Source organism: Haliea alexandrii (assembly GCF_003719295.1).
Classification (GTDB): Bacteria; Pseudomonadota; Gammaproteobacteria; order Pseudomonadales; family Halieaceae; genus Haliea; species Haliea alexandrii.
On record NZ_RFLW01000001.1, the window covers coordinates 1,058,427 to 1,072,879 of the forward strand.

11 protein-coding genes are annotated in these 14,453 nt (G+C 62.8%); 6 read left to right on the plus strand and 5 right to left on the minus strand.

The window, feature by feature from the left end; all coding sequences use genetic code 11:
* Positions 1–173 precede the first annotated feature (173 nt).
* The 3 genes from EGJ68_RS04790 (at position 174) to EGJ68_RS04800 (ending at position 3,599) form a co-directional block, all read left to right on the plus strand.
* Positions 174–2,144 (plus strand): BCCT family transporter, encoded by a 1,971-nt coding sequence (locus EGJ68_RS04790; protein ID WP_123033364.1) that lies wholly within the window; start codon positions 174–176, stop codon positions 2,142–2,144.
* Positions 2,145–2,226: 82 nt separating this feature from the next.
* The gene (locus EGJ68_RS04795) at positions 2,227–3,180 is read left to right on the plus strand and encodes an isopenicillin N synthase family dioxygenase (protein ID WP_123033365.1); all 954 of its coding nucleotides are present in this window, start codon (positions 2,227–2,229) and stop codon (positions 3,178–3,180) included.
* Complete coding sequence (locus tag EGJ68_RS04800) at positions 3,180–3,599, plus strand: hypothetical protein (RefSeq protein WP_123033366.1); 420 nt, start codon at positions 3,180–3,182, stop codon at positions 3,597–3,599. Before EGJ68_RS04795 ends, EGJ68_RS04800 begins: the two co-directional genes overlap by 1 nt.
* Positions 3,600–3,842: 243 nt before the next feature.
* Here the strand turns inward: EGJ68_RS04800 and rnt are convergent, their stop codons facing one another.
* Both rnt and pyrC read right to left on the minus strand, forming a co-directional pair.
* On the minus strand, positions 3,843–4,478 hold the full coding sequence (rnt, locus tag EGJ68_RS04805; RefSeq protein ID WP_123033367.1) for a ribonuclease T: 636 nt from the start codon (positions 4,476–4,478) through the stop codon (positions 3,843–3,845).
* The gene (pyrC, locus tag EGJ68_RS04810; RefSeq protein ID WP_123033368.1) at positions 4,475–5,527 is read right to left on the minus strand and encodes a dihydroorotase; all 1,053 of its coding nucleotides are present in this window, start codon (positions 5,525–5,527) and stop codon (positions 4,475–4,477) included. The genes rnt and pyrC overlap by 4 nt, the downstream gene beginning before the upstream one ends.
* A 128-nt stretch (positions 5,528–5,655) precedes the next feature.
* Between pyrC and EGJ68_RS04815 the strand changes: the two genes are divergently transcribed.
* The gene (locus tag EGJ68_RS04815; protein ID WP_123033369.1) at positions 5,656–6,876 is read left to right on the plus strand and encodes an argininosuccinate synthase; all 1,221 of its coding nucleotides are present in this window, start codon (positions 5,656–5,658) and stop codon (positions 6,874–6,876) included.
* A 157-nt stretch (positions 6,877–7,033) separates the two neighbouring features.
* On the opposite strand, the gene EGJ68_RS04820 is transcribed toward EGJ68_RS04815, so the two are convergent.
* Entirely contained in the window at positions 7,034–8,296 is a 1,263-nt protein-coding gene (locus EGJ68_RS04820; protein WP_233248671.1) for a cytochrome P450, read from the minus strand.
* Positions 8,297–8,311: 15 nt separating this feature from the next.
* A complete protein-coding gene (locus tag EGJ68_RS04825) occupies positions 8,312–9,622 on the minus strand; it encodes an amidohydrolase family protein (protein WP_123033370.1) in 1,311 nt (436 codons plus the stop codon).
* A 275-nt stretch (positions 9,623–9,897) separates the two neighbouring features.
* Here EGJ68_RS04825 and EGJ68_RS04830 point away from each other — a divergent pair, with 275 nt between their 5' ends.
* Together EGJ68_RS04830 and EGJ68_RS04835 are read left to right on the plus strand one after the other, a co-directional pair.
* Positions 9,898–10,686 (plus strand): DODA-type extradiol aromatic ring-opening family dioxygenase, encoded by a 789-nt coding sequence (locus tag EGJ68_RS04830; RefSeq protein ID WP_123033371.1) that lies wholly within the window; start codon positions 9,898–9,900, stop codon positions 10,684–10,686.
* Between the two features lie 38 nt (positions 10,687–10,724).
* Positions 10,725–11,267: a DUF924 family protein gene (locus tag EGJ68_RS04835; RefSeq protein WP_123033372.1), complete on the plus strand. Its 543-nt coding sequence runs from the start codon at positions 10,725–10,727 to the stop codon at positions 11,265–11,267.
* 54 nt (positions 11,268–11,321) lie between these two features.
* On the opposite strand, the gene EGJ68_RS04840 is transcribed toward EGJ68_RS04835, so the two are convergent.
* Positions 11,322–14,453 carry an error-prone DNA polymerase gene (locus EGJ68_RS04840; protein WP_123033373.1) on the minus strand — a complete coding sequence of 1,044 codons (3,132 nt, stop codon included), beginning with the start codon at positions 14,451–14,453 and terminating at the stop codon, positions 11,322–11,324.

The window sequence follows — 14,453 nt, forward strand, 5'->3', positions numbered from 1 at the left end:
ACGAAACATAATAACCGGTTTCGCGGTAGGGTTTGAAGTAGGCATTGTTCACATTCAGGGTGGAAGTCGCTAGAATTGTGAAGTCTATCCCGCGTTAAATGCGATAATCTCGAATCTCGTTGTTATTCAGATACGTGCATTCCCCCCCACCGGAAAGGTGCTAAATAATTACAATGCAAAACAAAAAGACGATTCGTGGGCGCGTGCTGGAGGTAGATGCCGGGGTTTTCTGGCCGTCCATGTGCCTCCTTGCAGCCCTCGTCGGTGTAGCCGCGTTCCTGCCCCAGGCGAGCAGCGCACTCTTTCAGCACCTGCAGGACGCCATCATCCGCTATGCAAGTTGGTACTACGTGCTGGTCGTTGCGATTATTCTAATCAGCATCGTGGTATTGAGTGTCACACGGCTGGGCGATATCAAGCTCGGCCCCGACCATTCCGTGCCGGACTACTCTCTTATCTCCTGGTTTGCGATGCTGTTCGCGGCGGGCATGGGAATTGGCCTCATGTTCTTCGGTGTTGCCGAGCCGGTGATGCACTTCCTGCAACCGCCGCTGGCTGAGGGCGGCACGGTGGAGGCGGCACGGCAGGCCATGCAGCTGACCTTCTTTCACTGGGGACTGCATGCGTGGGGTATCTATGCCATCGTGGCCCTTGTGCTGGCCTACTTTGCATTCCGTCATTCTCTGCCATTGACCTTGCGCTCGGCGTTTTATCCCCTCGTGGGTGAGCGTATACACGGGCCTTTTGGGGCGGCAGTTGATGTGTTCGCGATTGTCTGCACCAGCTGCGGCATCGCCACCAGCCTTGGCTATGGCGTCCTGCAGATCAATGGCGGGCTCGCCTACCTCGTGGGCGTTGAGGTCAGCAGCGGCGTTCAGGTGAGCTTGATTTGCGGCATCATGGTGTTGGCCGGTGTTTCGGTCGCGTTGGGGCTGGATGCGGGGATTCGCAGGCTTTCTGAGTTGAACCTGCTGCTGGCGCTGGTGTTATTGGGCGGTGTGTTGTTTGCCGGCCCGACCGTCACCCTGTTGCAGTCTACAATCCAGAGCCTCGGTGTGTATGCCGGCGACCTGGTCGCCAAGACTTTCAACCTCTATGCCTACGAACCCACTGATTGGCTGGGCGGGTGGACTATTTTTTATTGGGGCTGGTGGCTGAGCTGGTCACCCTTTGTGGGTCTGTTCATTGCGCGTATTTCCCGGGGGCGCACCATTCGAGAGTTCATACTGGGTGCGATGATTGTGCCTTGCGGGTTTACCCTGTTGTGGATGGGTGTTTTCGGCAACAGTGCCATTGAGCTGATCCTGCACGAGGGGCAGGCGGCGCTGGGGGCGAGCGTGCTGGAGAGCCAGGCGCAGGCACTATTCCAGTTTCTGGAATACCTGCCCGGTTCTATGTTCTTGTCCATCACGTCGCTGTTGATGGTTGTGGTCTTCTTCGTGACGTCTGCAGACAGCGGCGCCATGGTGCTGAATATGCTCAGTGCCCACGGCCGCGACGATACGCCGGTTCTGCAGCGGCTGATCTGGGCCGCCGTCATTGGCACCATTGCCATTGTGCTGTTGCTGGCTGGCGGCCTGGCAGCGTTGCAAACGGCGGCTATCGCCAGTGCACTGCCGTTTTCACTCGCTTTGTTGGGAGCTATCTGGGGGCTGGCCCGGGCGCTGCGGCTGGATGTGGCGCAGCGCGATATGCAATGCGTAGTGCCGGTGGTACAGGGTCCCGACAGCTGGCGCGAACGCCTTAATACGCTGTTGGCGCAGCCCGGCGAATTGGAGGTGGGGCGTTTTCAGCGCGAGGTTGTGGCTCCGGCTCTTCAGCAGTTTGCCGAAGCCCTGCGAGAGCGGGGGGTGAGTGCGCAAGTTGAGGTCGCAACGCAGGAGCCGAATGGCCTGGGTATTACGGTTGCGGTCGAGGGTGAGCCTGAGTTCCGCTACGAGGTGGTATGCCGCCAGCATGCGGTTATGACGACGGGCGCCGAGCACGCCACGGAAGAATTGGATACCGTCTTCCACCGCGCCGAGGTGCATCTGCACCAGGGCGGGCAGGGCTATGATGTCATGGGCTGGTCTCGCGAGCAGATCATCCACGATGTGCTGGGCCATTTCGAACGCCACCAGCAGTTCCATCGGGCGCTGCATTGAGGCGAAAGAAGCGCTCCAGCAGCAGCCGTGCTCAGGCATAATAGGCAGCTGATCTACAGCCGACAGAGAATTTTGCTGCATTATGCCCGCGCCTACGATTCCCCTGATTGATCTCGCCGCACCGCGCGCCGATGTTGTCGGCCGTCTCGCAGAAGCTGCCGCCGCGCCCGGTTTCTTCCAGGTGGTCAACAGCGGACTTGATGTCACCCTGGCAGATGGCACGCTGGCCTCGGCCCGTGCGTTTTTTGCCTGTGATGCGCAGGCCAAGCGCGCGGTCAGCCGCACGCTGGAAAACCCGTTCGGCTACTATGATCGAGAGCTCACCAGGAACCTGCGTGACCGCAAGGAGATCTTCGACTTCGCGCCCGGTGAGGACACGCCGTGGCCTGCGGCCATGCCGGCTTTGCGCCCGGCGCTGGAATCCTTTGCCGCGGCGTGTCACGCACTCGCGCTGCGGCTCACGGCGCTGCTTTGCGAGGGCCTGGGGCAGGCGCCCGACAGTCTCCTGCCGCAGCTTTCGCCACACCACAGCAGCTTCCTGCGGCTGAACCACTACCCGTTGCACGATGTGTTGGCGGGGCAGGCGCCTGCGCCGGGGCCGCTTGGCATCAGCCCGCACACGGATGCTGGCGTACTGACTGTGTTGCTGCAGGACACAGTCTCGGGGCTGCAGGTGCAGGAGCAGGGCAGTTGGGTAGACGTTCCGCCGACGCCAGGTGCGCTGACCATCAACATCGGCGACATGCTGCAGGTGGCCGCCAATGATCGATTCACGGCGCCTCTGCATCGCGTGCGAGCCAGCGATGGGCAGGCGCGATTGAGTATCGCGTACTTTCTGAACCCCGGTTACCAGGCCGTAATCGAGCCACTCCCCGGGCTTCTGTCTGCCGAGCCAGCGCACTATCGTGCCCTGTCGTGGAAGGAGTTTCGCGGGTTGCGTGCGCTTGGGGATTACGGTGATTATGGTCAGGAGGTACAGATCAGCGATTATCGTGCGGCAGCAATAGCGCCGACATCCAACCCGGGGGAAGACTGATGGACCGATTTACACGTCGTTATCTGGTATTGCTCGGTGCCCTGCTGGCCGTGGCGTTGATCATCTGGGTGGCGAGTCGTGACGGGCGGGTAGCCGAGCTCAACGCCCTGTTGACCGCCGATGACGAGCTGGCAGCCTATCCGTTTCAGTTCAGCGTCAGGGAGATCAATAACGGTGTCGCCTTTGTGACCAGCCCGCGCTCGGCGCAGGTGCCGGTGATGCAGTTTCTACATACGGCTTTCCCTGCGCTACGCGACAAGGATGTGCAGCATCCCGAGATGATGGCAGCACAGGATCGACTGGTGGCTGTGCAGTCACATGCCGCGGAGCTGGTGCAGGCGCATCCGGAGGTCAATGCGGTACGCTGGGTGCTGGACGAGCGCTGGTTTGCCGAGCGCGGCGTTATGCTGGCGCCGTAATTGCGGCGTTCAATCTTCAATGCCTGATAGCGGCTTTACTGTACGCGCCGGCGAGCACAATAAGGCGCTTGACTCAAACAAGGGCAACAATTTGGCGCGGCGGTAGCACTTTGGCTCCACGGATGGCCTGCTATACAAGCACGACCTTGCGCTGTGTCGAATGCCGGGCATGGGGCCGGTGTTAGGGGTGCTGGAAAAGGTGATTACCCTGCCGGACGCGCACCACGGTCTGGGCAAGCCCGCTCAATCGTAGCTGGGCATCCAGCCGCCGGATTCTTTCCAGCGGTTGACGATGTCGCAGAACAGGTCGGCAGTGCGTTCTGCGTCGTAGGCCGCAGAGTGTGCTTCGGCGTTATCGAAAGCGATGCCGGCTTCCTTGCAGGCCTTGGCCAGTACCGTCTGGCCGTAGGCGAGCCCGGCCAGTGTGGCGGTGTCGAAAAACGAGAACGGGTGGAACGGGTTGCGTTTGATGCTGCAGCGCTCTACCGCCGCGTTGACGAAACCGGCATCGAAGTGCGCGTTGTGCCCAACCAGTATCGCCCGGTTGCAGCCCTGGTCACGAATTTCCTTGCGCACAATACGGAACAGCTCGCTGAACGCATCTTCTTCGCTCATGGCCTCGCGAAACGGGTGCCAGGGGTCGATGCCGGTAAAGTCCAGCGCGGCCTGCTCGATATTCGCGCCTTCGAACGGCTTGACGTTGAAGCTCCAGGTGCGGTGCACCGCCAGGTTGCCGTCTTCATCCATGCGCACGATGGTCGCGGCAATCTCCAGCACTGCGTCGGTCGCGGCGACAAAGCCCCCGGTCTCCACATCAATAACGACCGGCAGGAAGCCGCGGAAGCGGTCGCAGATGCGTTGTTCGCTGCCTTCTGTCAACTGCTCGCGGCCTCGCTGCCCACCTGCCAGGCGACAGCTTCGCCGGCGCGCAGCGGGGTCATGTGGGTGTCGGCGATCGGCAGTTGCGCCGGCACTGTCCAGCTCGTTTTACGCAGGATAATGCGATCGCGGTTGCGCGGCAGCCGGTAGAAGTCGGCGCCGAAATGGCTGGCAAACGCTTCCAGCCGGTCCAGCGCGCCGGCGGCCTCGAAGGCTTCCGCATACAGTTCCAGCGCAGCGTGTGCGGTGTAGCAACCGGCACAGCCGCAGGCGGTTTCCTTGCGCCCGGTGGCGTGAGGTGCGGAATCGGTACCGAGGAAGAAACGCGGGCTGCCGGAGGTTGCGGCGCGCAGCAGGGCCGCCTGGTGCGTATTGCGCTTCAGCACCGGCAGACAGTAGTAGTGCGGGCGAATGCCGCCCACCAGCATGTCGTTGCGGTTGAGCAGCAGGTGATGGGCGGTGATGGTCGCGGCCACATTGCCTGGCGCAGTGCTGACAAAGTCGACGGCGTCGGCGGTGGTGATGTGCTCCAGCACCACCCTGAGCCCGGGAAAGCGCGCCACGATCGGTGCCAGGTGACGGTCAATGAAGACTTTTTCCCGGTCGAAGATATCCACCGCGTGGTCGGTGACTTCGCCGTGAATAAGCAGTGGCAGATCGACCTCCTGCATGGCCTCCAGCGTGGGGTATAGCCCCTCGAGTTCCGCCACGCCTGCGTCCGAGTTGGTGGTCGCCCCGGCAGGATACAGCTTCACCGCATGCACAAAGTCGCTGTCGGCGGCGCGGCGAATTTCATCGGCACTGGTGGTGTCGGTCAGGTAGAGTGTCATCAGCGGTTCGAAACGCCGCTCCAGCCCGTCCATGGCGTCCAGAATGCGCTCGCGATAGGCCGCTGCGGCCGCCACGGTGGTCACCGGCGGTGTCAGGTTGGGCATGACAATGGCGCGGCCAAAATAACGTGCCATATCGGCACAGGTCTGCGTTAACGCAGCGTCGTCACGCAGGTGAACGTGCCAGTCATCGGGGCGAAGGAGGGAGAGTTCAGTCACAGCAAGCCACGGCAGGAAATGTCAGCGAGGATGGTAACGTAAAGGGCCGCCCACGGGAATACGGGCTGGGAATCCCGCCGGTGGGCGCGTAAAATACACGGTTTTGCGCCTTCCCTACGGAGCGAGTTATGTCAGATGTGAAAAAAGTGGTTCTGGCCTATTCAGGCGGTCTCGATACTTCGGTCATTGTGCGCTGGCTGCAGGATCACTACGGATGTGAGGTCGTCACCTTCACGGCCGACATTGGTCAGGGTGAAGAGGTGGCGCCAGCGCGCGCCAAAGCGGAGGCGCTGGGTGTCAAGGAAATCTACATTGATGACCTGCGCGAGGAGTTTGTGCGCGACTTCGTGTTCCCCATGTTCCGCGCGAATACTGTTTATGAGGGTGAGTACCTGCTCGGTACGTCCATTGCCCGCCCGCTGATCGCCAAGCGGCTGATCGAGATTGCCAATGAAACCGGCGCGGATGCCATTTCCCATGGCGCTACCGGCAAGGGTAACGACCAGGTGCGTTTCGAACTCGGTGCCTATGCGCTGAAGCCGGGCATCAAGGTCATCGCCCCGTGGCGGGAATGGGACCTCACGTCGCGTGAGACGCTCATGGCCTATTGTGAAGAGCGCAACATTCCGGTCGATTACAGCAAGAGCAAGAAGAAGTCACCCTACTCGATGGATGCCAACCTGCTGCACATCTCCTACGAAGGTGGCATTCTGGAAGACCCGTGGTCCGAAGCGGAAGAGGACATGTGGCGTTGGAGTGTCAGCCCCGAGGCCGCGCCGGACACCCCCACTTACATAGAGCTGGATTTTGAAGGCGGCGACATCGTTGCGATTGATGGCGAGCGCCTGAGCCCGGCAACGGTGCTGGAACGTTTGAATGTCGTCGGCGGTGCGAACGGAATTGGCCGCCTGGACCTGGTGGAAAACCGCTATGTGGGCATGAAGTCCCGCGGCTGCTACGAAACGCCCGGTGGCACCATCATTCTCAAGGCACACCGTGCGATCGAATCCCTCACTCTGGACCGCGAGGTGGCGCACCTGAAGGACGACCTGATGCCGCGCTACGCCGAGATGATCTACAACGGTTACTGGTGGTCGCCTGAGCGACGCATGCTGCAGTCGGCAATTGACCAGACCCAGGCCGTGGTGAATGGCAAGGTGCGTTTGAAGTTGTACAAAGGCAACGTCATTCTTGCCGGGCGCCAGTCTGCCGACAGCCTCTTCGACGCGAGCATCGCCACGTTTGAAGATGATGCAGGGGCCTACGACCAGAAAGATGCGGAAGGCTTCATCAAACTGAATGCCCTGCGCATGCGCATTGCCGCGAACAAGGGTCGCCACCCCGCATGAGGCAGCCGCCGGGGCCGCTTCGGCGCCCCGGCAACCTGTTCGCCTTGCAAGCCCTGCGTTGCTAGACCGCCGCACGCCCACATTGCGAGGGCGCCGGAGAAAGGGTGACGCGTTATCGGGGAAAGGCGCTGACAAAGCGCTCGCGCCCGTCCTTCATTCAGGTCAGTGTGTAGCGCACCGGCATGGACTTGAGCCCGCCGACGAAAATGGCCTTGATCCACTCCGGGTCACCGTTGAACTGCATGTCTTTCAAGCGCGGCAGCAGTTCGCGGAAGAAGCATCCCACCTCCATTGCTGCGAGGTGCTGGCCCAGGCACATGTGCGAACCGTAGCCGAATGCCAGCTGCTGCTTCGGGTCGCGCAGCAGGTCGAGCCGGTTCGGGTGGTCGAAGGCTTGCGGATCGCGGTTGGCGGCCGGGTACCAGAGCGCAATGTTGTCGCCCGCCTGGATCTGCTTGCCGTGCAATTCCAGCGACTCCGTTGCGGTGCGCACCATGTGTCGCACGGGAGAGACCCAGCGAATCACTTCCTTGGCGGCGCCCACATCGAGGTCCGGGCGCCCGCGCCAGAGGGCCAGCTGGTCAGGGTGTTCCAGCAACGCCTTCATGCCGCCGCCGATGGCTGCGGATGTGGTGTCGTGCCCGGCGCTCGCAGTAATGATGAAGTAGCTGGCCTGGTCGAGCACGTTCATCGGCTCGCCATCCACCTCGGCGTTGGCCAGTACCGTGGCCAGGTCGTCCTTCGGGTTCTTCTTGCGGTCTTCAATCACCTCGCTGAAATAGGCGCCGAAATCGTTCAGGACTTCCAGGCCGGCGGTTTCGCTGTCGGCGCGTTGCAGCGCCGGGTCCTGGCTGCCGAACATTTCCTGGGTCAGCTTGAGCATGGTGCCTTCAGCTTCCCGCGGCAGGCCCAGAATGGAGAGAATAATACGCAGTGGGAAAAGCAGGGCGATGTCGCGCACGAAGTCGCACTCGCTGCCCATCTCCTGCATTTTGTCCACAAACTCTTTTGACAGCGCTTCTACTTCGGCGCGCAGCGACTCGATGCTGCGGGGCAGAAACCACTCCCGGGTCACCTTGCGCAGCTTCAGGTGTTTGGGCCGGTCCATGTGAATCAGGGTTTCCAGCCCGTTGCGCGTACCGAAGCGCTCCAGCAGTGCCTCTTCAAAGGCCGTGGGAATAAGCACGGTGCGTGGGGCGCTCAGAAAGCGGTCGTTCTCGCTGCCAATGCGCTTGATATCGTCATAGCGCGACAGTGACCAGAAAGGGCGGTAGTCCGGGTGCTCGACCAAGGCCACCGGGTCGTTGGCGCGCAGGTAGTCGAACAGCGCATACATGCTGCGTTCGTCACCCATGATATGGGCGTTGAGCACGTCGGCGGGCTTGAAGGGGGGTGTTTGCTGCTGGCTGGCACCGGTCACGGCAGGCTCCTGTTATTAGCGCAGTTGGTTTTTGTAAACGTGGCCAGCTTTCATCACAAAGCCCACATCCAGCAGGCTTGCGACGTCATCCAGCGGTGAGGTTTCGAGCGCGATGATGTCGGCATGCTTGCCCGGCTCCAGCGTGCCCAGCGTGCTGGACATGTCGATCAGGTCGGCCGCACTCACGGTGGCGCTGACCAGGATTTCCATCGGGGTCATGCCGGCTTCCTGCATGAGCACCGCTTCCTGCGCGTTATCACCGTGGCGGGAGACGCCGGTGTCAGTACCAAAGGCAACCTTCACCCCGGCCTTGTGGGCCTTGGCAAAGTTGGACTGCATGTCGTTGCCCACGCGAATGGCTTTCTCGCGGATGGCGGGGCTCATGAAGTCGGACTCGGTGGCCATAATCTTTACCGTGTGGCCCGCCAGCAGTGTGGGCACCAGGTAGGCGCCGGTGGACTTGAACAGTTTGATCGACTTCGGCCCTACATAGGTGCCGTGCTCAATGCTCGCCACACCCGCTTCCAGCGCGGCGATAATGCCATCCTCCTGGTGGGCGTGGCTGATCACCTTGCGCCCCATGCGCTGGGCGGCCTGCACCACCTCGCGCAGCTCGTCCATTTCCATCTGCTGCCCGGTGCCGGTGGCGCGGTCCGTGAGTACGCCACCGGTAGAGGTGATCTTGATCAGGTCGGCGCCGTACTTGATGGCGTCGCGGGTGGCACGGCGGCAGTCATAGGGGCCGTCACAAACGGTGGGGCGGGTATAGAACTCCATCAGTTCCGGTTTCATACCGCTGACGTCGTTGTGCCCCCCGGTTACGCCCACGCCACCGGCGGCGATGATCCGCGGGCCGTCAATCCAGCCTTGGTTGATGGCATCGCGCAGGGCGTACATTTCCTGCGGGCTGGAGCCGGCGTCCCGCAGTGTGGTGAAACCGGCCTGCAGTGTGCGCTGGGCGTACATCAGCGAGCGCATTTGCATGAGCTGGCTGGATTCCTTGAGTGTCTGACGGTCATCGTCCGGGCCCAGTTCACCCTGCAGGTGAACGTGCATATCCATCAGGCCGGGCATGACGAAGGCCTGCTTCAGGTCGACGACAGTGGCGCTGGCATCAATGCTGCCCGGGTCACGGTACCCCGCCAGTACGTCGCTTACTCTGCCATCGCGAATTACCACGGTCTGTTCCTGCAGGGGGCTTTCTCCGGGCACGGCAAGCAGAGTCCCCGCGTGAATCACCGTGGTGGCGGCCTGGGTCGCGGCGGCTCCGCCAAGCAAGGCGGACAGTGTGAGCGCTCGAGTAAGGTTCTGCAGCAGGCAGCGCATGCGGGTTCTCCTGTGGAGTTCAGTGATTTTCCAATGCGCTGCAGTATGCCAAAACCCGGCGGGTTCGAAAGGGTCATTTTTGGCCACAATACGCTTTGTCGGCCAAATGTGCCGTTCACACTGCGCTGCCATGACAGCAGTGGGCACGCTTGCCACAATGTCGAAGTGTAAGACGGCACAGAACTGAGGTGGCAGGCAATGGCAGCACACCGGCGGATGGTAGCGCCGCACAGAGATGCGGCCAGCGCGCTGGAACGGCGCGTAGCGCGGGTTCTATGCTGACACGCCTGTTCATTTCCCATGGCGGTGGGCCGCTGCCCTTATTGGGTGACCCCGGGCATGCCGAACTGGTGGCGGCGCTGCAACGCATCGCCGCCGAGCTGCCGCGCCCTCGCGCCATTATTGTGGCCAGTGCGCACTGGGAGGCGGCCCAGCCGACGGTCACCACTGGCGCTGCCCCTGAACTGTTCTACGACTACTACGGTTTTCCCCCGGAATCCTACGCCATTCCGTACCCTGCGCCGGGGCACCCGGCACTGGCACGGGAGGTGTTGTCCGCTCTGGAGGGTGCCGGGCTTGTGGCGGCGGGTGACGCCAGCCGCGGTTTCGACCACGGGCTGTTCGTGCCGCTGAAAATCCTCTACCCGGAAGCCGACATTCCCTGCATCCAGCTTTCCCTATTGGCGTCGATGGACGCCGAGGCACACCTGGGCATGGGGCGTGCACTCGCCGCCCTGGACGGTGAGGGCCTGTTATTGATTGGCTCCGGTTCGTCCTTCCATAACGTGCAGGCGTTTTTTGGCCAACGTGAACCCTCTCTGTACACACGCAACCGCGCCTTTGAAGACTGGCTGGTCGACACACTCGCCGAAGCCCCGCTGGACGACGCGGAGCGCGAAGCGCGGCTACTGCAGTGGGAGCGGGCGCCCCATGCGCGGTTCTGCCACCCGCGGGAGGAGCACCTGCTGCCACTGCTGGTGTGTGCCGGTGTTGCGCCGGGCCCGGCAACGCGGGTGTGGCGGTTCGGCAGCATGGGTATGCAGGGCAGCTGTTTTGCGTGGTAGGGTGAAGTGATCCTGTAGGCGACGTAGTGGAGCAGGAGATGGTGCAGCCTGAAGATATTCTCAGGTTCTGGTTTGACGAGCTGAAACCGGCGCAGTGGTGGACCGTGGATGCCGCGCTGGATGCCCAATTGCGCGAGCGATTTCTCGCCACTCTGGAGCAGGCGGCGCGCTGTGAGCTGGCGCTCTGGCGCAGCACGGCGCGTGGGCGCCTGGCCGAGGTGATCGTGCTGGACCAGTTTTCCCGCAACATCTTTCGTGACACCCCCGGCGCTTTCGCGCAGGATCCCCTCGCGCTGGGCCTGGCGCAGGAAGCGGTGGCCGGCGGCGCGCTGCAGGCGCTCGAGCCCAGCCAGCGCAGTTTCCTGCTGATGCCGTACATGCACAGCGAGTCGCGTTGGGTGCACGAGGTGGCCGAACCCTTGTTCAAAGAATGGGCGGCGGCCAACAATCACCGTTTTGAACTGCGGCACAAGGAAATTATCGACCGCTTTGGTCGTTATCCCCACCGCAATGCGATTCTCGGGCGCGAGTCCACGGCGGAGGAGCGCGAGTTTCTCACCCAGCCCGGTTCCAGTTTCTAGCGCGCCCAGCCTCCAACAGGGGGCGCATATTGTGGCGACAACGCCGCGGGCGCATCAATGAAAGTCCCGCGATTGCACGGGCAGCGACGCCAGCGCGCTGCTGTAGTCTTCCAGCGCGCCGGCAATGATGTGGGTGACGCCGTCCCTGTGCTCCAGCGTGCCCTTCACCACCAGTAACCTGCCATTCATCAGCGCCGCCCGAAAGTGCTCCTGGGTGCGCGGCCACACCACCACATTGCTATTGCCGGTTTCATCTTCCAGGGTCAGGAACAGCACGCCAGAGGCGGTGCCCGGCCGCTGGCGACAGGTGACGACGCCGGCAATGCGCACAAAGCCCCGGTGGTTGATGCCGCCCAGATCTGCATAACGGCTACAGCGGTTGAAAGGAGGCAGGTGCCGCAGCAGGGCCAGTGGGTGGGCGCGCAGGGTGAGGCCGGTGGCGCGGTAATCCGCCAGCACCTCCTCGGCCACCCCCGGTGCCGGCAGTTGTACGCCGTCATTGAAATGGCTGCCGGGTTGCCGCTGTTCTTCCTGCAACAGCGGGCGCGGTTGCTCCAGCGCCATGATCTGCCACTGCGACTGGTGGCGGTTGCCGCTGAGCGAGGCCAGTGCATCGGCGTCCGCCAGAGCTTCCATGTCGCGACGCGCCAGCCCGGCCCGCTGGCGCAGCTGGCTTACCTGTTGAAATGGCGCCTGCCGGCGCGCTTCCATCACGCGCTGTGCCCCTTCACGGCTCAGGCCCTTCACCAGTCGCAGGCCCAGGCGCACCGGTGGCTGGCTGCTGCCGTCGCTTTCCAGCAGGCGGTGGTCCCAGCTGCTGTGATTCACATCGGCAGGCAATACCGTCACCCCGTGGCGGCGCGCGTCCTGCACCAGCTGGGAAGGGGAATAGAAACCCATGGGCTGGCTGTTCAACAGGCCCACATAGAATGCCGCAGGATGGTGGCATTTGAGCCAGGCCGATACCCAGGCCAGCAGGGCAAAGCTCGCCGAATGCGATTCCGGAAAGCCGTAGCCGCCAAAGCCCTTGATTTGCTCAAACAGGCGGTGGGCGAAATCCTTCTCGTAGCCGCGCTCGATCATGCCCTGTACCAGCTTGCCTTCAAACGTCAGCAACTGGCTGTTCTTGCCCCAGTTGGTGATGGCGCGGCGCAGCTGGTCGGCTTCGCCGCCGGAGAAGCCGGCCGCCACCATCGCCAGCCGAATGACCTGCTCCTGAAAGATGGGCACCCCCAGTGTGCGGTCCAGCACTGATCGAATGTCTTCACTGGGGTAAGTGACCGCTTCCAAACCCTGCCGCCTGCGTAAATAAGGATGGACCATGTCGCCCTGGATGGGGCCGGGGCGCACAATGGCTATTTGGATCACGAGGTCGTAAAAGCTCGCCGGCTTGAGCCGCGGCAACATGGTCATCTGGGCGCGGGATTCAATCTGGAACACGCCGATGGAGTCTGCCTGCTGCAACATGCGCCAGGTGGCCGCGTCGTCACGCGGGATATCGGCGACCCCGCGTAGGTGCGGATGATTGCGCGCGACCAGCCCCAGGCTCTTGCGAATGGCCGAAAGCATGCCGAGGGCGAGGATGTCCACCTTCAGCAGCCCGAGGGATTCGATGTCCTCCTTGTCCCACTGGATGACCGTGCGCTCCGCCATGCTGGCGTTCTCCACCGGCACCAGCTGGGAGATGGGCCCCCGGCTGATCACAAAGCCGCCCACATGCTGCGACAGGTGCCTCGGAAAGCCGAGGATCTGCTGCACCAGCGACTGGAACAGCTCCGCCACCGCGCTGTGCCCGGCGACACCCTGCTCCTCGAAGCGCTTGTGCAGGTCTGCACTGCGGTCCCACCAGGCGAGGGACTTCGCCAGGTCCTCCACGAAGACTGCATCCAGCCCCAGCGCCTTGCCCACGTCGCGCACGGCACTGCGCGCGCGGTAGGTGATGACGGTGGCGGCGAGGGCCGCGCGGCGGCGACCGTACTTGCTGTAGATGTACTGAATAACCTCCTCGCGGCGCTCGTGCTCGAAATCCACGTCAATATCCGGCGGCTCATCCCGTTCGCGGGAGATAAACCGCTCAAACAGCAGCGACACCGCTTCCGGCGACACCTCGGTAATGAACAGGCAGTAACACACCACCGAGTTGGCCGCCGAGCCGCGCCCCTGGCACAGAATGTCGCGCTCCCGGGCAAAGCGCACTATGTCGTATACCGTGAGGAAGTAGTATTGGTAAGACAGCTCATCAATGAGCTGCAGTTCATACTCAATGCGTTGCCGTATGTCGGCGGGCACACCGGCGGGCCAGCGCACCGCGCAACCGTCCTCCACCAGCTGGCGCAGGTAACCGCCGGCGCTTTGCCCGGGGGGCACCACTTCCTCCGGGTATTCGTAGCGCAGCTCGTCCAGGCTGAACTGGCAGCGGGCGGCGATATCCAGCGTGGCCGCAAGCAGTGCAGGCGGGTATAACTGCGCCAGCTGCTGCGGACGCCGCAGGTGCTGCTGGCTGTTGGCCAGCCGCCGCCGTCCCAGCTGCGCTACGCTGGTGTTATGGTCCAGCGCCGTGAACACATCGTGCAGCGGCTTGCGTGAAGCCACGTGCATCTGCACCGCGCCACAGGCCACCATGGGCAGGTTCAGCGTTTGTGCCAGGGCATGCAGCCGGGTATAGCGGGCGACTTCATCATTGCCCAGCAGGTGGGTCACCCCGAGCCAGATGCGCCCCCGGCACAGGCGTGCCAACTGCTGGCCGTAGCCGAGCTCGGCGCTGCACGGTGTGGCGCTTTCATCACCCGGGGGCGCCGTGCCGTTCGCCCCGCTCGGCTTCCAGATAATCAGGCAGCGTTTCAGGTGGAAGATCACATCTCGCAATGCCACCTGGTACGCACCCTTCGGGCTGCGCCGCCGCGCCAGGCTGATCAGCCCCGAAAGCTCGCTGTAGGCGGCACGGGTCGGCGCCAGCGCAATAAGCTGTTGGCCCTCAACCAGGTTCAATTCACTGCCGATAATGAGCTGGATACCGGCCTGCCTGGCAGCGACGTGAGCCTTCACTACGCCTGCGAGCGAGCATTCGTCAGTGATCGCGATGGCGCGGTAGCCTAAATCCGCCGCACGGGTGACCAGTTCGTGCGGGTGCGATGCGCCGCGCAGGAAGCTGTAGCAGGTGAGGGTGTGGAGTTCGGCGTAGGGCAT